At 62.6% G+C, this 18,394-nt stretch carries 15 protein-coding genes; 7 read left to right on the top strand and 8 right to left on the bottom strand.

Features of this window, described 5'->3' with window-relative positions:
- Nucleotides 1–9: 9 nt before the first annotated feature.
- Genes GRI65_RS10505 through bchF form a run of 4 tightly spaced genes read right to left on the bottom strand, consistent with a single transcriptional unit; the run spans nt 10 to nt 6,871 of the window.
- Nucleotides 10–3,597, bottom strand: coding sequence for a magnesium chelatase subunit H (locus GRI65_RS10505; RefSeq protein WP_160756429.1), 3,588 nt, complete (start codon nt 3,595–3,597; stop codon nt 10–12).
- Nucleotides 3,587–5,128: a ferredoxin:protochlorophyllide reductase (ATP-dependent) subunit B gene (gene bchB / locus GRI65_RS10500; RefSeq protein WP_160756428.1), complete on the bottom strand. Its 1,542-nt coding sequence runs from the start codon at nt 5,126–5,128 to the stop codon at nt 3,587–3,589. The genes GRI65_RS10505 and bchB overlap by 11 nt, the downstream gene beginning before the upstream one ends.
- Before the next feature lie 4 nt (nt 5,129–5,132).
- A complete protein-coding gene (locus GRI65_RS10495) occupies nt 5,133–6,416 on the bottom strand; it encodes a ferredoxin:protochlorophyllide reductase (ATP-dependent) subunit N (protein ID WP_160756427.1) in 1,284 nt (427 codons plus the stop codon).
- The gene (gene bchF / locus GRI65_RS10490) at nt 6,413–6,871 is read right to left on the bottom strand and encodes a 2-vinyl bacteriochlorophyllide hydratase (protein ID WP_232844039.1); all 459 of its coding nucleotides are present in this window, start codon (nt 6,869–6,871) and stop codon (nt 6,413–6,415) included. Before bchF ends, GRI65_RS10495 begins: the two co-directional genes overlap by 4 nt.
- A gap of 287 nt (nt 6,872–7,158) precedes the next feature.
- Here bchF and GRI65_RS10485 point away from each other — a divergent pair, with 287 nt between their 5' ends.
- The 7 genes from GRI65_RS10485 (at nt 7,159) to GRI65_RS10455 (ending at nt 13,830) form a co-directional block, all read left to right on the top strand.
- Nucleotides 7,159–8,118: a cobalamin B12-binding domain-containing protein gene (locus GRI65_RS10485; RefSeq protein WP_160756426.1), complete on the top strand. Its 960-nt coding sequence runs from the start codon at nt 7,159–7,161 to the stop codon at nt 8,116–8,118.
- A 15-nt stretch (nt 8,119–8,133) separates the two neighbouring features.
- Nucleotides 8,134–9,555 (top strand): transcriptional regulator PpsR, encoded by a 1,422-nt coding sequence (gene ppsR, locus GRI65_RS10480; RefSeq protein WP_160756425.1) that lies wholly within the window; start codon nt 8,134–8,136, stop codon nt 9,553–9,555.
- A 90-nt stretch (nt 9,556–9,645) separates the two neighbouring features.
- Nucleotides 9,646–10,548 carry a chlorophyll synthase ChlG gene (gene chlG, locus GRI65_RS10475; protein WP_160756424.1) on the top strand — a complete coding sequence of 301 codons (903 nt, stop codon included), beginning with the start codon at nt 9,646–9,648 and terminating at the stop codon, nt 10,546–10,548.
- Nucleotides 10,548–11,873 (top strand): BCD family MFS transporter, encoded by a 1,326-nt coding sequence (locus GRI65_RS10470; protein ID WP_160756423.1) that lies wholly within the window; start codon nt 10,548–10,550, stop codon nt 11,871–11,873. Before chlG ends, GRI65_RS10470 begins: the two co-directional genes overlap by 1 nt.
- Nucleotides 11,870–13,066 (top strand): geranylgeranyl diphosphate reductase, encoded by a 1,197-nt coding sequence (locus GRI65_RS10465; protein ID WP_160756422.1) that lies wholly within the window; start codon nt 11,870–11,872, stop codon nt 13,064–13,066. The genes GRI65_RS10470 and GRI65_RS10465 overlap by 4 nt, the downstream gene beginning before the upstream one ends.
- Nucleotides 13,063–13,545 carry a TspO/MBR family protein gene (locus GRI65_RS10460; RefSeq protein ID WP_160756421.1) on the top strand — a complete coding sequence of 161 codons (483 nt, stop codon included), beginning with the start codon at nt 13,063–13,065 and terminating at the stop codon, nt 13,543–13,545. The genes GRI65_RS10465 and GRI65_RS10460 overlap by 4 nt, the downstream gene beginning before the upstream one ends.
- A 9-nt stretch (nt 13,546–13,554) precedes the next feature.
- Nucleotides 13,555–13,830, top strand: a complete 276-nt coding sequence (locus tag GRI65_RS10455) for a hypothetical protein (RefSeq protein WP_160756420.1) — start codon at nt 13,555–13,557, stop codon at nt 13,828–13,830.
- 108 nt (nt 13,831–13,938) lie between these two features.
- Here the strand turns inward: GRI65_RS10455 and GRI65_RS10450 are convergent, their stop codons facing one another.
- The 4 genes from GRI65_RS10450 to GRI65_RS10435 all read right to left on the bottom strand — a co-directional run bounded on the left by GRI65_RS10450 (nt 13,939) and on the right by GRI65_RS10435 (nt 18,372).
- Nucleotides 13,939–15,444, bottom strand: a complete 1,506-nt coding sequence (locus GRI65_RS10450; RefSeq protein ID WP_160756419.1) for a CoA-acylating methylmalonate-semialdehyde dehydrogenase — start codon at nt 15,442–15,444, stop codon at nt 13,939–13,941.
- 149 nt (nt 15,445–15,593) lie between these two features.
- The gene (locus tag GRI65_RS10445; protein ID WP_202391251.1) at nt 15,594–16,454 is read right to left on the bottom strand and encodes an FAS1-like dehydratase domain-containing protein; all 861 of its coding nucleotides are present in this window, start codon (nt 16,452–16,454) and stop codon (nt 15,594–15,596) included.
- A 396-nt stretch (nt 16,455–16,850) separates the two neighbouring features.
- Nucleotides 16,851–17,456, bottom strand: coding sequence for a nucleotidyltransferase family protein (locus tag GRI65_RS10440; RefSeq protein ID WP_160756418.1), 606 nt, complete (start codon nt 17,454–17,456; stop codon nt 16,851–16,853).
- Nucleotides 17,443–18,372 carry an XdhC family protein gene (locus GRI65_RS10435; protein WP_160756417.1) on the bottom strand — a complete coding sequence of 310 codons (930 nt, stop codon included), beginning with the start codon at nt 18,370–18,372 and terminating at the stop codon, nt 17,443–17,445. The genes GRI65_RS10440 and GRI65_RS10435 overlap by 14 nt, the downstream gene beginning before the upstream one ends.
- Nucleotides 18,373–18,394 lie beyond the last annotated feature (22 nt).

Raw genomic sequence — 18,394 nt, 5'->3', positions numbered from 1 at the left:
TCATACTCCTCATTCTGCCGGAACCAGGCCTTCCAGCCGGTCCTCGAGATCGTTGCTCGCAGCCTTCAGGGCCGCCAGTGTTGCTGCGTCGGGGGTCCACAAATCGCGCTCGGTCGCTTCGAGCAGGCGTTCGGCCACCCGGGCCGAGGATTTGGGATTGAGCGTTGCCAGGCGCGCGCGCATTTCATCGTCGAGCACGAAGGTTTCGCTGATTTTCTGGTAGACCCACGGCGAGACCGTGCCGGTGGTGGCGGACCAGCCCATCGTATTGGTTACATGGCTTTCGATCTGGCGGACGCCTTCGAACCCGTGCTTGAGCATCCCCTCGTACCATTTGGGATTGAGCATCCGGGTGCGGGTTTCGAGATCGATCTGTTCGCCGAGAGTGCGCACTTTGGTGCTGCCCTGCGTGGCGTCGACGACATAGATCGGCACCGCCGCACCGCGCGCCTTTTCCACCGCGCGGCTGATCCCGCCCAGCCCGTCGACGTAATGGTCGATATCGGTCACGCCCAATTCGACCGATTCAAGGTTCTGATAAGTCAGGTCCACGCAGGCGAGTTCGCTTTCGAATAGCGCGCGGTGCTGGACCGGTGCGCCTTTCCGGCCATATGCGTAGCCCTTGTGCGTTTCGAACATGTCGGCGAGTTCTTCGGGATCGGTCCACGCCCCGCCGTCGATCATCATGTTCACATTCGCGCCATACGCACCCTGCGCGTTGGAGAAGACCCGGAGGCAGGCCGTTTCCAGATCGCAGCCGTGCTTGGCCTGATGCGACAGGCTGTGCTTGCGGACGAAGTTCCGGTCTTGCGGTTCGTCGGCCATGGTCGCGAGCCATGTCGCCTCCGCGATCATCCGGGTCTGCAGCGGCAACAGGTCGCGGAAGATGCCCGAGAGCGTGATGACCACGTCGATCCGGGGCCGTCCGAGTTCGTCGAGGGGGATCAGTTCGGCGCCAGCGAGGCGGCCGTAATCATCGAACCGCGGCCGCGCGCCGAGCAGCGCCAGCGCCTGGGCGACCTGGGCGCCTTCGCTCTTGAGGTTGTCCGTCCCCCACAGCACCATCGCGATGCTTTCGGGCAGCGCCCCGCCCGATTCCATATGCCGCGCGATCAGTTGGTCGGCCTGCACCGCGCCTTGCTTGCAGGCGAAGATGCTCGGAATACGGAACGGGTCGAAACCGTGAAGATTGCGCCCGGTCGGCAACACTTCGGCGTTGTGCAGGATATCACCGCCCGGCGCAGGCTGGATGTACGACCCATCGAGCGCGCGCATCAGTGAACCGAGTTCGTCGTTGGCATCGATCTTCGCTTCGAGTTCCGTCCGGTCCAAGGCGGGGGTCGCGGCCAGCATCGCCTCGACGAGATCGGCACGTTCTTCCTGTGACATCGCGCCGCCGAACACGTGCAAGCCGTGCGGGATCAGTTCGCGCTCGATTTCGTAGATCCGGCTCGACAGGGTCTCGAGATCGCCGGCCTCGATATCAAGCTGTGCGCAATGGTCGCGGATCAGGATTTCCAGCTCGGACCGCACCGGATCGGCAATTTCGGTCGTCCGGTAACGTTCGACCAGCGCCTTCAATTCGCCGAAGCCCTTGGTCAGGCCCGCTTCGGTCAGTGGCGGGGTGAGATAGCTGATCAATGCCGCGCCCGAACGGCGCTTGGCGATGATCCCTTCCGACGGGTTGTTCGAGGCGTAGAGGTAGAAATTCGGCAGGCTGCCGATCAGCCGCTCCGGCCAGCAATCGCCGCTCATTCCGGCCTGTTTCCCGGGCATGAATTCCAGCGCGCCATGGGTACCGAAATGGAGACAAGCGTCCGCGCCGAAATCCTTGCGGATATAGCGGTAGAAGGCGGAGAAGGCGTGGGTTGGGGTAAACCCGCCTTCGAACAGCAGCCGCATCGGGTCGCCTTCGTAACCGAACGCGGGCTGCACGCCGACGAACACATTGCCGAACTGCGCCCCGTAAACATGGATCGTCTGGCCGTCGCTCTGCTGGCGGCCGGGAGCCGGGCCCCATTGCGCCTCGATTTCCTTCAGATGCGGTTCGCTGCGGACGTGATCATCGGCGCTGATCCGCGCGGCGACATTGGCGTCCGCGCCGTATTGATCCGCGTTGCCCTTGATGATCATCTCCCGGAGTTCATCGACCGAGGCTGGTACTTCCGCAGTGTAACCTTCGCTCCTCAGCCGCAGCATCGTCGCATGGAGCGATTCGAACACCGCGAGGTGTGCTGCCGAGCCGGTCGCGCCTGCGTTGGGCGGGAAGTTGAACAGCACGATCGCCAGCTTGCGCGCCGCTTTCTCGGTCCGCCGCATCGCCACCATCGCCGCGACCTTGCCCGCCAGCGCACCGGCCCGTTCTGGGCAGCTCTGCATCGCGCGGACGCCGTCGGAGGAAGCGAAATGGCAGTTCCGGCTGCATCCGGTGCACCCTTCGGGCGATCCGTCCGACCGGCCGCCGAATACGCTGGGGGCAATGGCGCCGTCCAGTTCCGGAATGGCCAGCATCATCGTGCTCTCGATCGGCAGCAGCCCCTGCCGCCCCGCGCCCCATTGTTCGAGCGACTGGAACTCGATCGGATGCGCGGCGATATACGGCACATCGAGCGCAGTCAGCGTTTCGACCGCGGCATCGACGTCATTATAGGCCGGCCCGCCGACCAGCGAGAACCCGGTGAGGTTTATCACCGCATCGACCTGGACCGTACCATCGGTGACGAAATATCTGTCGATCGCCGGGCGCGAATCCAGCCCGTTGGCGAAGGCAGGAACCACTTTCAGCCCCTGGGCTTCGAGCGCTTCAATCATCCCGTCATAATGGCCGGTATCGCGGCCCAGCAGATAGGAGCGCAGCATCAGCACTCCGACGGTACCGACCGGCTGGCGGACGGCAGGCAGATCGCCCGCGTCTTCGCTCATCAGGCCTTTCATGTCGGGATGATAAACCCCGACTTCGGGATATTCGCGCGGCGGCGCGGCGGTCATCTGGCCCAACAGCGCAGCGCGTTCACCGGTGGCGTAACGGTCGATCAGCCCGCGAACCATATCGACGACATTGTCGTCGGATCCGGCCAACCAGTATTGCAGCGTCAGGAAATACTGCCGCACATCCTGCGCCGCGCCGGGAATGAACCGAAGTATCTTGGGCAGGCGGCGGAGCATCCGCATCTGGCCCGCCCCGGAACTGCCGCCCGCCTTTTTCGACCCGCGCAGCTTTTTCAGCAGCGCCAGTGGCCCCTTGGCGGGCTTGTCCATGCTGTAGTTGCCGAGCCGCGTCAGCTTCACAATTTCGGCGGTCGACATCAGTCCGACAATGGCATCGCATTCATCGCGCCGCGCCATCAGCGCGGGATGGATAGCCCGCACGTGATCTTCGAGGAACAGCATTGTGGCGATAATGAAATCGGCGCGCTGGATGTCGGCGGCGGCTCGTTCGAGGACCGTGGGATCACGGTCCCAGTCCGAAGCGGCGTACAGCCCTATGCTGACATTATCGCGGGCCAGCCGGACATTGGCACGCTCGACCGCTCCGGCGAGATGGTTGTCGAGTGTGACGATGACGACACGGACGGACGGGCGGATGCTACCGTGCATAATGTGCCTTCGCTTCGTAAAGGGTGGCCAGTTCGATGGTGGTAACGCCGTGTTCGGCGGCGAAATTCTCCGTGTTCTTGCGGGCCTTGCCGCGGACGAAGAACGGGATTTTCTTCAGCTCGCGCTCGGCGTCTTCGCTCCACACCGTTTCGGTATCGTTGGCCGGCTTAATAGCGGGATCAGACGCCGCGTTCTGGCCTGCATGGGGGCCAAGGTGCGAGGGACCAGCGCCGTCATTGAATTCGAAATCGTCGCTGAACATCGTCAGCAAATGCTCTTCCAGCCCCATCACCAGCGGATGGACCCAATCGTCGAACAGCACATTCGCGCCTTCGAAGCCCATGTGCGGCGAGAAGCGCGCGGGGAAATCCTGCACATGCACGGGCGAGGAAATCACCGCGCAGGGCATGCCGAGGCGCTTGGCGATATGGCGTTCCATCTGCGTGCCCAGGACCAGCTCGGGCTGCGCGTCGGCAATCGCCTGTTCGACGGCCAGATGATCGTCGGTAATCAGCGGCTCCACGCCGTATTTCTTCGCGGCGGCGCGGACATCGCGGGCGTATTCGCGATTATAGCAGCCGAGACCGACGACCTTGAAGCCAAGCTCCTCATGCGCGACGCGCGCGGCCGCGACAGCGTGCGTGCCGTCGCCGAAAATGAACACCCGTTTGCCGGTCAGGTAATTGGAATCAACCGAGCGGCTCCACCACGACAGGCGGGACAGCCCCTCGGCCAAAAGCGGCGCGGGATCGAGCTGGGCCAAATCAGCGATTTCGCGGATGAAATCCTGCGTTGCGCCAACCCCGATGGGCACGGTGCGGACGATCGGCTGGCCAAATTCGCGCTTGAGGTAATCGGCGGCGAGGTCCCCGGTTTCAGGGTACATTACAATGTTGAAATCCGCTTCGCCGAGCCGCGCGACATCCGCGGCGCATGCCCCGAGCGGCGCCACCACGTTCACATCGACGCCCAGTTTTGCAAGCAAGCCGGTCACTTCGATGATGTCGTCGCGGTGGCGGAATCCGAGCGCGGTAGGGCCGAGCAAATTGGCCAGCGGGCGGCGCGTGGCCGGATCGCTTGGCGTGCGTGTCTTGTCCGCCAAGGTGCGGACAATCTGGTAGAACGTCTCCGCCGCGCCCCAGTGCTCCTTGCGCTGGTAGCTGGGCAGTTCAAGCGGAATGACCGGGATCGGCAGGCCCATCTTCTCGACCAGCCCCGCCGGATCATCCTGGATCAATTCGGCAGTGCAGGACGCGCCGACCAGCAGCGCGTCTGGCGCGAACCGCTCGACTACGTCCAGGGCAGCGTCCTGGAACAGCTGCGAAGTATCTTTCCCCAGATCGCGCGCCTGAAAGGTGGTGTAGGTCACCGGCGGACGCTGCCCGCGCCGTTCGATCATGGTGAACAACAGATCGGCGTAGGTATCGCCTTGCGGCGAATGGAGCAGGTAATGGATGCCCTTCATCCCCGTCGCCACGCGCATGGCCCCGACGTGGGGCGGGCCTTCGTATGTCCAGACGGAAAGCTGCATCGCCCTACACCCTCAACACGTCGCGGCGACGTAGCGGGCGGGCGAACAGTTCCGCCAGATCACCCGCCTGGTCAAACCCGTGGATCGGCGAGAACACCAGTTCGATCGCCCATTTGGTGCTGAGCCCTTCGGCCTCCAGCGGATTGGCCAGGCCGAGGCCGCACACCGTCAGATCGGGGCGGATGGCGCGGACCCGGTCGAGCTGTTTGTCGACATCCTGTCCTTCGCTCAGCTGCACGCCCGGAGGTAGCGCGGCCAGCTCCTGCGTCAGATGCGTGCGGTGCAGGTACGGCGTGCCGACCTCGGTCAGCACCATGCCCAGTTCGTTGGCGAGAAACCGGGCCAACGGGATTTCGAGCTGGGAATCCGGCATGAAGAAAATGGTCTTGCCCGCCAACCGGTCCCGCTGATGAGCCAGGGCCTTGTGCGCGCGGTCCTGATAGGGCTGCAGGACGCGGTCCACGTGGTCGCTATCGATCGCGAATGCACGCGCGGCTGCGTGGAGCCAATTGCTGGTGCCTTCGACCCCGAACGGAAACAGGGCGTCGATGCGCGTCGCGCCGCGCTTCTCGAGCAGATGCGCGGTTTCGTTGAGGAACGGCTGGGCCAGCAGGAAACAAGTGTTGGGGCCGACACCGGGCAAGTCGGCCACGGCCCGCTCCGGCAGGCTGGCGACATTGGCAATGCCCATTTCCGCAAACAGCCGGCGGAACTGGTCTTCGACGATATCCGGCAGCGATCCGACCACGACCAGGTTTGCCGGAGCGCCCGCCGCCAAGACCGGCATTTCAGGCACCAGCGAGGCGAGGCAGGCGTCCTCGCCTTCGGTGAAGGTCGTTTCGATGCCGCTGCCGGAATAATTGAGCACTCGCACATGGGGCGCATGTTTCGCGCCGAGCCGCTGGGCGGCTTTCGACAGATCGAGTTTGATCACCTCCGAAGGGCAGCTGCCAACCAGGAACAACGATTTGATTTCGGGCCGCCGGGCCAACAATTGATCGACGATCCGGTCCAGTTCCTCGTTCGCGTCGGCAAGGCCCGCGAGATCGCGTTCCTCCATTATCGCGGTGGCGAAACGCGGTTCGGCGAAGATCATCACTCCGGCCGCCGATTGAAGCAGATGGGCGCAGGTGCGCGATCCCACCACCAGGAAAAATGCATCCTGCATCTTGCGGTGCAGCCAGATAATCCCGGTCAGTCCGCAGAAAACTTCACGTTGCCCGCGTTCCTTGATGACCGGAGCGCAGTCGCCTTCGGATTGCCTGTCGATGACTGCCGGCGCGTTCATGCCGCCACCTGCCGGGAGTCGCCCTGCAGCCGGGCCACTCGCAGCTTCCACAGGAACTGACCGGCATTGACCACATAAGCCGCATACGCGGCGAGCGCGACGTACATCCGTTCGTGGGTTGTGCCCCATCCATTGAACAGCATCAACACGTAGGCGGTGTGCAGCGCCAGCACCGCCATGCTGAAAACGTCCTCCCAGAAAAACGGTTTGGCGAACAGCCATTCACCGAAGACGGCCTTCTCCCAGATCGAGCCGGTGACCATGATCGCATAGAGTGCCATCGTCTTGATCAGGACGGATATCTCGGCCGCGCTTTCGCCCTCGCCCGTGGTCAGGAACCGGATCACCAGGAAAAGGCTGATGCCGAAAATCAGGAATTGAACCGGCGCCAGCACTCCCTGCACCAGCGTCCAGATCGACTCGTCACGCCGTGCCCGTTGCGCCGGAGTGTACAACGCTCCCGAGACCGCGGGACCCGCCCGCGCGGCGGGTTGGCGGACTATGGGTGCCGACTCGATGGCTACTCGTGAGGACAGCTGACCTTCTCCCGCTCTACTCAGAACAGGAAGCTACGACTCCACGGAACAAAGTGTCAAGTTTTTTGGACATCAAGAAAAGTTGACAGTGGATAGATTGCCAACGGCTTACAAATGGCATAGCATCCGAGTCGCGAGAGGCAGAATAACTGCCCCATGGCCGACGTTATGTCACGCCGACCAGGCTTCTTAGGGAGAGTCTGCACATGGCTACAGATTTCGGGCTGTCGGAACTTCGTTCAAGGTTCGATGACTGGCGATCCGCCAAGCTAAAGCCTAGAGCTGGCCCATCTGCCGAAAGTCCCGCCGAGATCGATATCTGCAGGGTCGTCGAGGACCCCGACAACTTCATAAGCCTGTCCGTCATCCTGGAAAATCTGGTTATTCCCGAACTTATCGCGCACCGTGACGGGGGTCATGATGGCTGGCCCTGCCGGATTGGCGAGAAGGCGCTGGCGGAAACTATCGGCACGGACCGGAGGCGGCCCATCTCATTGCGCGATATAGAATCATTCACCAAACTTTCCCTCGATTCCCAGACCAGCGCGATGCTGGATTTTATCGACAATTGCCTCGCTACGGGAAACTCGATCGAAGACATCTACGTGGACCTGCTGGCACCCACCGCGCGGCGTCTAGGGGAACTGTGGGAAGCCGACACAACAGACTTTGTTGATGTGACGATGGGTTTGTGGCGGATCCAGGAAGTGCTGCGCGAACTGACCCTTCGCATCCCGCCTCCAAACGCTTCGGGCCAGGGACAACGGTCAGCCCTGTTTTCCACCATGCCGGGGGAACAGCACAGCCTCGGGACGCTGATGGTCGCCGAATGTTTCCAGCGGGCCGGATGGGATGCGGAAGTCCTTATGGAGCCGACTCAGGCAGAGTTGACAGCCAAGTTCGTAAACAAGAGCTATGACATGGTCGGATTGACCATCAGTAAAGACTGCCCTACGGCCAGCCTCACCGGGTTGATCAAGGCGATCAGATCGGTTTCCAGTAATCCGGGAATTCGTATCATGATCGGCGGACGTTTCGTCAATACGCAGACCGAATTGGTGATTCAATGCGGCGCTGATGGCAGCGCATCCGATGCGATCAGCGCAGTTGCCGTGGCCGATGGACTGGTCCCCTTGAGAGCGCATGACAGCGTACCCAGAAGCTAGCCGGTTGTGAATGTGATGGACATCCGATCATCTGGCGGCAGCAGGATCCCGTTCAGCGATCCTGACGCGATGTTCGCCGGGTTCACTCGTGACGAGATTATCGAACTTGCCTGCTGCGCCGGCGATTTCCTGCTGGCGATCGACGAGAACGGGATTGTCCGCGACCTGGCTCTCAACGCCAACGACAAAGGTCTGGCGAGCCAGTGGATCGGCAAGAAGTGGGTCGATACAGTCACCGTTGAGAGCGTGGCGAAAATCGAACAATTGCTCGACCCCTATTATGGCGGCGAAGCGGAATGGCGACAGGTCAATCACCTGCACGGTGATGAAGGCGAAGATGTCCCGGTCAGTTACCGCGTTTTCCGTTCCACGGACAACCGTTCGACGATTGCGGTAGGCCGCGACCTCAGGGCGATCTCGGCCCTGCAGCAGCGCCTGTTGAAGACGCAGCAATCGATGGAGCGGGACTATCTGAACCTGCGCCAGACGGAAACGCGGTACCGCCTGCTGTTCGACAATATCTCCTATCCCGTTTTGATCGCGGATGCGGACAACCTCCAGATACAGCAGGCCAACCGTGCCCTGCATAGCCTGATCGATGCCGCGCCGGGAAGTATCGACGGGAAGGCCCTTACCGAACTGGTCGCCCCGGAATCGCGCGAAAAACTGCTCGGCCACGTGGGTGCAGCTTCGGTCAGCAGCTCGGCGGAACCAGTCGAACTCCGCCTGATCGGACTCGAGGGTACCGTGAAGTTTGCCATGTCGGCATTTCGCCAGTCCGGAAGGCAGTATTGGTTGATCAACATCGATGATGGCCAGCACGAAGTGCCAGCCCGCCAATCCGACCGCTACGTCCTCGATGCGGTGGAAAAGATGCCCGACGCGTTTGTCCTGACCGACGAGAAGCACGACATCGTGGTGGCCAACCGGTCTTTCGCGGAGCTGGTTCAATCCGCCTCGGTCGAACAATTGGTCGGCGTTTCACTGAGCCGGTTTGTCGGGCGCCCTTCGATCGATCTCGGCCTGCTAAAGAAGCAGCTCAAGGATCACCGGAATGTCCGCAATTTCGGTTCTGTGGTCAACGATCTCAACGGCGGTGTGGAACCGGTGGAAATTTCCGCCCTGATGATCGAGCGGGAAAAGCCGCTGTTCGGATATTCGATCCGCGCGATCGGCCGGCGCGAACGGGACCTGCCCACCGGCGGCCGCGAATTGCCGCGTTCGGTCGAACAGCTCACCGAGTTGATCGGTCGCAAGCCGCTCAAGGAAATCGTCCGCGAGAGTACCGACCTGATCGAACGCATGTGCATCGAGGCAGCTTTGGCGCATACCTCCGACAATCGCGCATCAGCGGCGGAAATCCTCGGCCTCAGCCGGCAGAGCCTGTATTCGAAACTCCACCGGCATGGCCTCGGGAACTTGCCCGGTAAAGAGTGATTTTGCGGTCCAATTTGCCGCCTCCCAACCTTTACATTGTGACTGTCCAAAAAAGTTGACACCTAGGCATGGTAGGCATAGCCTCCCCCTATGGCAGATTCGTCCCTCTCGGCAACGCCAGCGCGGCCTCCCGCACTGAGAGACGTTGTCGAGTTAACCAAGCCGGTCACGTGGTTCCCGCCGATGTGGGCGTTCATGTGCGGGGTGGTTTCGTCGGGTGTGTCGATCACCGAGAACTGGATATTTCTGGCCGCAGGGATATTGCTTACCGGCCCGATCGTTTGCGGGACCAGCCAAGTGATCAACGATTGGTGCGACCGGCATGTCGATGCGATCAACGAACCCGATCGACCGATCCCGTCGGGCCGGGTGCCCGGACGCTGGCCAGTATGGATCGCGCTCACAGGGACCGGTATTTCGCTAGTCGTCGGCGCACTGCTTGGCGTCTGGGTGTTTGCCGCAACCTGCGTCGCACTGTTTTTTGGCTGGGCCTACAGCGCCCCGCCCCTTCGTCTCAAACGCAGCGGGTGGCTGGGGCCGGCGGCGTGTGCGCTCAGCTATGAAGGGTTGTCGTGGTTTACCGGTGCGGCGGTGATGGTGGGAGGCTTGCCCGGTACCGGCATCATCGCAATTCTGCTTCTGTATAGCTTCGGCGCGCACGGGATCATGACACTCAACGATTTCAAAGCCGTCGACGGCGACCGCGCCACCGGGCTGCGTTCGCTTCCAGTAACACTTGGGGTCCGAAAGGCTGCGCTGACGGCATGCGCGGTGATGACCCTCGCACAAGTCGCAGTCGCCGCCTTGCTGGTGCAGTGGGGATTGGTTCTTTCTGCGGCCATTGTCGGTGCCTCTCTTGCCGCGCAAGTTGCCCTGATGGCGCGCCTGCTAAGCGATCCGCGCAAATTCGCGCCGTGGTACAACGCCACCGGCGTCCTGCTTTACGTCCTAGGAATGCTCGCCGCGGCGCTTGGTTTGGGAGGATACCTGTAATGGCGGCGCGGCAGCAGCCCCAAGGCCTAGGCTGGCTGGGCATCGTCCGCCTGGGCACGGTGCAGGCTGCCATCGGCGCGATGGTGATGCTCGCCACCTCCCTCCTCAACCGAGTAATGGTGGTCGAATATTCCGTCGCGGCAGCGGTTCCGGCCGGGCTGCTGGCGTGGCATTACGCGGTTCAACTGACCCGCCCGCTGTGGGGCCATAAATCGGACCAGTCACGCCGCCGCACCCCGTGGATTGTCGGCGGAATGGGGATTCTGGCATTCGGAGCGGTGCTGGCGGTCGATGCAACGATCCTGATGGCCGATCCTGGTTTCGGCGCCGCAATCCTCGCGCTGCTCGGCTTTACCATGATCGGGTTCGGCGTCGGCATGTCCGGCACCGCGCTTCTCGCGCTTCTGGCCTCGCGCGTTTCGGCGGAGCGCAAGCCAGCCGCCGCGGCGATTAGCTGGACCATGATGATCGCGGGGATCGTGATCGCAGCAGGCGTCTCCGGCGCGTATCTCGACCCCTTCAGCGAGGCCCGCCTCGCCATCGTTTCGAGCCTCGTGGTGCTGGTCGCCTTCTGCCTCGCGATGATGGCGCTGCGTAATCTCGAAGACCGCAACCCGCCTGTCCTGCAGCCGAATAACACCGGGGAACGGCAAAGTTTCCCCGACGCGTTACGAGAAATCTGGGCGGAAAGAGAAGCCCGCCGATTCACTTTCTTCGTCTTCATTTCGATGCTCGCCTATTCCATGCAGGATTTGATCATGGAACCGTTCGCCGGCTTCCTGTTCGAAATGACTCCCGGCGAATCCACCCAGCTTTCCAGCATCCAGCACAGCGGCATCCTGCTCGGCATGCTCGCGGCGGGGCTCGGCGGCAGTCTCTACACCCGCTATTTCGGGCAGAACCTGAAACTTTGGATTGCCCTTGGTTGCACCGGCTCGGCAGTCATGCTCGCAGGCCTGTCGTTCGCCGCGACGCAGGGCACCGAATGGCCGCTGGTGGCAAATGTCTTCGGTCTCGGCGTTGCCAACGGTATATTTGCCGTCGCAGCGGTCGGCGCGATGCTCGGCCTGGCCAGCAAAGGCAGCGGATCGGCCGAAGGGGCGCGGATGGGCGTGTGGGGCGCATCACAGGCCATCGCGTTCGGCATCGGCGGGCTGACCGGTGCCGTGCTGGTCGACCAGCTACGCGCAGCGACCGGACAGGATGCCGCGGCATTCCAGTTCGTTTTCATGGCCGAGGCCGTGCTGTTCATTGTCGCGGCGATCGTCGCGGTGGGCACCACGCTCGCGCGTTCACCCGTCCACGAAAGGACATTTCCAGCATGACAACTCAACCGGATTTCGATGCAATCGTCATCGGCGGGGGACCTTCGGGCGCGACTGCCGCGCATGATCTCGCGGTGCAGGGGTACCGGGTCATGCTGCTCGACAAGGCGGGGCGGATCAAGCCCTGCGGCGGGGCGGTGCCGCCCCGCCTGCTCAAGGATTTCGACATTCCGCAGTCGCTGCTGGTGGCGCATGCGAAATCGGCAAGGATCATCGCGCCGTCTAACAAGACGGTCGACATGCCGGTGGGCGACGGCTTCGTCGGAATGGTAGACCGGGATGTGTTCGACGAATGGCTCCGCGCAAGGGCCGGTGACGCGGGTGCCATGCGAATAACCGGAACCTGCGAAGCCGTGGATGACCGCGCGGACGGCATGGCTGTGGTTTCTTACCGGGAAGGCCGCAACGCGGCGGCGCAAACCGTCACCGCGCGCTGCGTCATCGGTGCGGACGGGGCGCGGTCACGCGTGGCCCAGCAATGCATCCCCGGCGGTGACAAGATGAAATGCGTGTTCGCCTATCACGAGGTGGTAAAGGTGCCGGACACGATCACCGAGGACTACGATCCCGCCCGCTGCGACGTCTATTATCAAGGGCATTTGTCGCCCGATTTCTACGCCTGGGTGTTCCCGCATGGCGAAACCGCCAGCATCGGGCTCGGCAGCGCGAACAAGGGCTTCCCGCTGCGTGAAACGACCCGTTTGATGCGCGAACAGACTGGCCTGTCCAAATGGGAAACGCTGCGCAAGGAAGGCGCGCCAATCCCGTTGAAGCCGCTCAAGCGGTGGGACAATGGCCGCAACGTGCTGGTCGCGGGCGACGCCGCCGGCGTGGTCGCGCCGTCTTCGGGCGAAGGAATATTTTATGCCATGACCGCCGGACGGATGAGCGCAAATGCGGTCAGCGAGTTCCTCCGAACCGGGGACGCGAAGGCGTTGAAGGGGGCCCGGCGCCAATTCATGAAGGCGCATGGCCGGGTGTTCTGGATTCTCGGGATGATGCAGTTTTTCTGGTATCGCAACGACAGCATGCGCGAACGCTTCGTCAAAATGTGCGCCGACCCCGATGTTCAGCGCTTGACCTGGGAAGCCTATATGAACAAGGAATTGGTCAGACGGGAGCCGAAGGCGCATATGAAGATATTCTTCAAGGATCTGGGGCATCTGATCGGGCTCAAGCCGGTCAAGGGATGAGCCGCGCCGCGTTTTTCCCGATCGTCATTGCGGCGGTGCTGGCATTCCTGACCGCCACGGTCGGCGGCACCATAACCGTTCTGGACGAGTGGTATTACGGCCTGCAGCAGCCCGCATGGGCGCCCCCTGGCTACATGTTCGGTGTCATCTGGACTGCTATCTTCGCCCTGATCGCGATCGCCGGCGTGCTTGGCTGGAGAGCCGCCCCGACCCGGCGCGACGCGGAAATCATGCTCGGTCTGTTCGCCCTCAACGGGTTCCTCAACCTGCTATGGAGCTTCATCTTCTTCCGCTTGCACCGGCCCGACCTGGCGTTCTTCGAACTCGTTGCGCTGTGGCTGTCGATTGCCGCGCTGATCCTGTTCTGCGGTCGCTTTTCGAAGGGTTCCGCCGTGCTGCTGGTACCGTACCTTGTCTGGGTGACGATTGCCGGCTTCCTCAATTACCAGGTGGTGCAGCTCAACGGCCCGTTCGGCTAAGATCGCCTGATGGAGGAATTCTTCTCCAGCGGACGTGCGGTCGATGTTGTGCTGGCGGTACTGGCGTTCGAAATGCTCTGGCTGAAATGGCGAGGCAATCCTTGGTCCGGAATACTCGCCGCACTGGTCCCCGCCGTACTGATGATGATCGCCCTACGCGCAGGGCTGACCGGATTGTCCTGGCCCTACGTTGCACTACCCCTGGCGGCATCATTCCCGGTGCACGTGTATGACTTGTACCGCAGGCGGATGCTGAGCGGAGATAAGGCGCAAAAGACCGGCTAGGCGGGCGCCGCCGCCGAGGTTGCAACAGCCAACCTCGGCGGGCCCAAGCTTACTTCAGTGTTTTGACCGCCACGTCCTGAAGGACTGCAGCGGTCCGCCCGCCTTGCCTCATCCCATGGTCGGAATAATGAACGCGTTTTCATTCGATCCGTCGGCAGTTCCATCGGGCCAGCGCTGGGTCACGGTTTTCACCTTGGTCCAGAACTTGAGGCCTTCGGTGCCGTACTGGTTGGTATCGCCGAACGCGCTGCGCTTCCACCCGCCGAAGCTGTGATAGGCGACCGGCACCGGGATCGGCACGTTGATCCCGACCATCCCGACGTTCACCCGGCTGGCGAATTCGCGGGCCGCATGGCCGTTGCGGGTGAAGATCGCGACGCCGTTGCCATATTGGTGCTCGCTGGGCAGGCGGACCGCTTCCTCGAAATCCTTCGCGCGGACGATCTGGAGAACCGGCCCGAAAATCTCTTCCTTGTAGCTTTCCATGCCGGTGGTGACGTGGTCGATCAGGGTGGGGCCGATGAAGAATCCCTTCTCATGCCCCTGCAGGCTGAAACCGCGGCCATCGACGACGATCTCGCCGCCTTCGTTTTCCGCCGTATCGATCCATTGTTCCACACGCGCCCGGTGTTCCGGGGTCACGACGGGGCCGTAATGGGCTTCGGGATCGTTCGAGACGCCGATCCGCAAGGCGTGGATCGCCGGGATCAGCTTCTCGCGGAGGCGGTTCGCCGTGTCTTCGCCCACCGGCACCACCACCGGCAGCGCCATGCAGCGTTCACCAGCCGAGCCGAAGGCCGCGCCGGCAAGATCGTTCACCACCTGGTCCAGATCGGCGTCGGGCATCACGATGCCGTGGTTCTTGGCCCCGCCCATCGCCTGCACGCGCTTGCCCGCCGCGACACCTCGCTTGTAGACATAATGCGCAATGTCGGACGATCCGACGAAGCTGACCGCGGCGATATCGGCGTGGTCGAGGATCGCGTCGACCATTTCCTTGTCGCCGTGAACCACTTGAAGGAGGCCTTCGGGCGCGCCTGCTTCGAGGAACAGCTCGGCCAGCCGGACAGGCACCGAAGGATCGCGTTCGGACGGCTTGAGGATGAAGGCGTTGCCGGCGGCGATTGCCATGCCGAACATCCACATCGGGATCATGGCGGGAAAGTTGAACGGGGTAATCCCTGCGCCGATGCCGAGCGGCTGGCGCATCGAATAGACATCGATGCCCGGCCCGGCGCCTTGCGTGTACTCGCCCTTCAGCACCTGGGGTATGCCGCAGGCGTATTCGATCACTTCCAGCCCACGCTGGATATCGCCCTTGGCGTCATCGATCACCTTACCGTGCTCGGACGCCAGCAACTCGGCCATCTCCTGCATGTTGGCTTCGATCAGTTCCTTGAAGCGGAACATCACGCGGGCACGGCGCTGCGGATTGGTCGCCGCCCATTCGGGCTGGACTTTCATCGCATTGGCCACCGCGCGGTCGAGCAGCGCAGCGTCGCCCAACGGCACTTCCGCCTGTACTTCGCCGGTAGAGGGGTTCCAGACTTTGTGCGTGCGTCCGGCTCCGGAAAAGCCCGCGCCGCCGGCGATGAAATGGTCGATCTGTCGCATGATGAAATCCTCGATTTTGTCTTGATTGAGCCGTTACGGGTTCAGGCAATCCGTTTGTGCTGCTGCCCTAACCGGCTTGGTGACCTCGCGGCAAGGGTGCTGCTCGATCGCAGGTCGAACTTCGTCCACGCGTTGCCCGGTCGAGCGCCTTACAGTACCTCGATGTTGGCGTCAGCGATCATGTTCCGTATCTCCCCTTGCTGCGTCCACAGTTCGATTTCTGCGCCCTTGAGATTGCCGCATATATGGAGCGGTATGCCAGCGATCGCCGGAGTTTGTGCGCGAAACTGGAAACGTGTGATCGGATCGGTGCAATGGCCGCTCGCCAGCCGCATCATCAGCTTGGCCTGCAGCGGGCCATGCACCACCAGGCCGGGGTAGAATTCCTCCTCCACCGCGTAGGCACGGTCGTAATGAATCCGGTGACCGTTCATGGTCAGCGCGGAGTAGCGGAACAGCAGGACGGGATCGGGATCAACCGCCCAAGTCCAGTCGGCATGCCGCATGGGAGCGGAATCGTGGGCCGGAATTGATACCGCGGCCGGTTCGCCGGCAGCGCCGCGATAGACGATGTCCTGCTCTTCGCTGATGGCCAGTCCGTCGTTCCCTTCAATGTCATGCCGCACGGTGACGAACACCAGCGGCCCTGTCTTGCCGGTTTTCTCGGTCACCGACAGGATCGTAGATGTTCTTGTCACCGAAGCGCCCAACACCAGCGATTTGTGGAAACGTATCCGACCGCCGGCCCACATCCTGCGCGCCAGCGCTACCGGCGGCAGGAACCCGCCCTTGGCAGGGTGGCCATCGCTCCCCAAAGCGGCGGGAGGCTGGACGTCCCAGAAATACAGCCAGTGGTCGAGCAGAGGCAGGACGTTCCCCGCCGCCAGGTCGCCAGCCCCGCCAAGCGCGCGGTCAAGCGCATTGCTGCGCGCCGGTTCCAGCGTGTCCGTGGCCGTCACGCTGCGGCCGATCCAGTCCTCGAATTCGTCCATCCGCCTGCCCGTTATCATTGCCTCCCAGAGGTACCGCCCAGTTGCGGGAAACACCAGCACTGCAATTGTGATAGCTCGCGATCACGTAACCAGACGGCCTTTACTCACAGCGCGGCAGACGGAACCTCTTGGCATAAAAGCCGTTTTTCCAAATGGTGAAAGGAACAAAGGTGATTTATGGGTACTGGTGAAATGACGTCGTGGCTCGGCTCTGGAACCCTAGCGGTTGCTCTGCTAATTGCGTTGGTATTGTTTCTGCGGTTCATACGTAAACCGCGCAACCGCCATCCGATGGACGGGCGGCGCGAACGTAATATCGATGAAATTCGGGAAGAAGTTGGCGAGAGGACGCACTCCCCTCCGGATTAATGCCAAAGGGCCATGCGAGCCACGCTTCCCGCTACCGCCGCGGGATTAGGCGGATGCTAACCGGGTGAGATCGTGTCGTGTGTCAACGTCCTGAACGCAACCGGCATCGCCGGTTGTCAGCCTCACCACGCCTTTCGTCCCTTCGAGAAATGCGCGCGCACCCTGATCGCCTTTCAACCGTTCAAGCGACCTGAAAAGATCACTCGCTATCGCCACCGGATGGCCGGGCGAGCCGCCGTATTCCGGAAATGCAGCAGGAGCGCCATCCATTACCGTCTTGAGTACTCTATCGGCCAATGCAGCCGATACGTTCGGCATGTCCCCGAGGAAAATAACCGCAGCGCGGCAGTCGGGCAGATGCGAAAGCCCGCAGCGTAGCGACGCAGAGAGACCATCTTGCCAGTCCGCGCATCGGACCAGTTCGAGCCGTTTGTCCCGCAGGGGTTCCAACGCCGCCTCGACCTCATCCGCCCGTGATCCCAGGATCACGGTGACGCGCTCTACCCGCGAGTCGAGAGCGGCGCCAACCGCCCGGCAAATCAGCGGCTGGCCAGCAAAGGGGGCGACCAACTTGGCGCCATCGAAGCGCGAGGCCGCGCCTGCAGCCAGCACGATCGCATGGCAGCCTGCGAAGGGTTCATGCCGCAGCATGGATTCCCGGTGACGCCAACTGCAGATGTAAACTTCCAATGCTGCGCTGGTTCTCGATAATCTCGGCAATGACCGCCACAGCCACTTCCCACGGCGATTGCGCATCGATGGCTATCCCGATCGGCGCATGGAGGCGGGATATCTCCGCCTCGGTCAGGCCCGCTTCAGCAAGGCCCACCCGCCGCTGGGCAAGCTTGCGGCGTGATCCCAGCACACCGACATAGCCCGCGCGAGAACGAAGCGCGGGAACGAGCGCCGCCTCGTCCAGATCGAGATCGTGGGTCGCAACGGCAACAGCCGTCCAGCCGTCGAGGTCGAACTCGCCAAGGGACTGGCCCAGTGGTCGGCGGTCATGGCGGATCCCGAAGGGAGCATCGCCGGCGGGACCGAAAGGAGCGAGCAGGACCGCCTCCCAGCCAATCGTCTTGCCCATCGCGCATATCGCCAGCGCGAACGGATCGGATCCGACGACTATCAGACGCAGGGCTGGATCGTAACGCCGCAAGATGGGCTCCCTACCAATATCCCCGCAATCTTCTGCAGGTACGCAGGTCCGCGTGGACCCGTCGCTCGTCCAGACAGCCGGGCGGCGGGTGGCGGTAAGACTGCGCAGCGCATGCAAGGCAGTGTCATCGGGAGGGACGCGCTCGACCGCGACCTCGATGCGTCCACCGCATGGTAACCGGATGTCGATGAACGGGCTCCCCTCGCCGTAGACCAGCGTGCGCGGCTCGCCAGACTTGATGACCTCGCGGGCATTCAGCGCCACATCGTCCTCGATGCAGCCGCCCGACAGGTAACCCCAGCTTGCGCGCTCGGTTACCACCATCTGCGCGCCGGGTGGACGCGGCCCGCCGTCCGCCGAGATGATCGTCGCCAATGCAAATGGCTGGCCCCGGTCCGCAGCCTCAAACATGCGCGGACGCACGTCGTCCTCA

This window comes from Allopontixanthobacter sediminis (assembly GCF_009828115.1).
GTDB lineage: Bacteria > Pseudomonadota > Alphaproteobacteria > Sphingomonadales > Sphingomonadaceae > Allopontixanthobacter > Allopontixanthobacter sediminis.
This window is presented reverse-complemented; position numbering and strand designations above follow the sequence as displayed.

Excerpts from the sequence above, each read along its gene's own strand:
- GRI65_RS10505 (WP_160756429.1), bottom strand. The coding sequence starts at position 3,597 with ATGCACGGTAGCATCCGCCCGTCCGTCCGTGTCGTCATCGTCACACTC.
- bchB (WP_160756428.1), bottom strand. The coding sequence starts at position 5,128 with ATGCAGCTTTCCGTCTGGACATACGAAGGCCCGCCCCACGTCGGGGCC.
- GRI65_RS10495 (WP_160756427.1), bottom strand. The coding sequence starts at position 6,416 with ATGAACGCGCCGGCAGTCATCGACAGGCAATCCGAAGGCGACTGCGCT.
- GRI65_RS10485 (WP_160756426.1), top strand. The coding sequence starts at position 7,159 with ATGGCTACAGATTTCGGGCTGTCGGAACTTCGTTCAAGGTTCGATGAC.
- ppsR (WP_160756425.1), top strand. The coding sequence starts at position 8,134 with ATGGACATCCGATCATCTGGCGGCAGCAGGATCCCGTTCAGCGATCCT.
- chlG (WP_160756424.1), top strand. The coding sequence starts at position 9,646 with ATGGCAGATTCGTCCCTCTCGGCAACGCCAGCGCGGCCTCCCGCACTG.
- GRI65_RS10470 (WP_160756423.1), top strand. The coding sequence starts at position 10,548 with ATGGCGGCGCGGCAGCAGCCCCAAGGCCTAGGCTGGCTGGGCATCGTC.
- GRI65_RS10465 (WP_160756422.1), top strand. The coding sequence starts at position 11,870 with ATGACAACTCAACCGGATTTCGATGCAATCGTCATCGGCGGGGGACCT.
- GRI65_RS10460 (WP_160756421.1), top strand. The coding sequence starts at position 13,063 with ATGAGCCGCGCCGCGTTTTTCCCGATCGTCATTGCGGCGGTGCTGGCA.
- GRI65_RS10455 (WP_160756420.1), top strand. The coding sequence starts at position 13,555 with ATGGAGGAATTCTTCTCCAGCGGACGTGCGGTCGATGTTGTGCTGGCG.
- GRI65_RS10450 (WP_160756419.1), bottom strand. The coding sequence starts at position 15,444 with ATGCGACAGATCGACCATTTCATCGCCGGCGGCGCGGGCTTTTCCGGA.
- GRI65_RS10445 (WP_202391251.1), bottom strand. The coding sequence starts at position 16,454 with ATGATAACGGGCAGGCGGATGGACGAATTCGAGGACTGGATCGGCCGC.
- GRI65_RS10440 (WP_160756418.1), bottom strand. The coding sequence starts at position 17,456 with ATGCTGCGGCATGAACCCTTCGCAGGCTGCCATGCGATCGTGCTGGCT.
- GRI65_RS10435 (WP_160756417.1), bottom strand. The coding sequence starts at position 18,372 with ATGTTTGAGGCTGCGGACCGGGGCCAGCCATTTGCATTGGCGACGATC.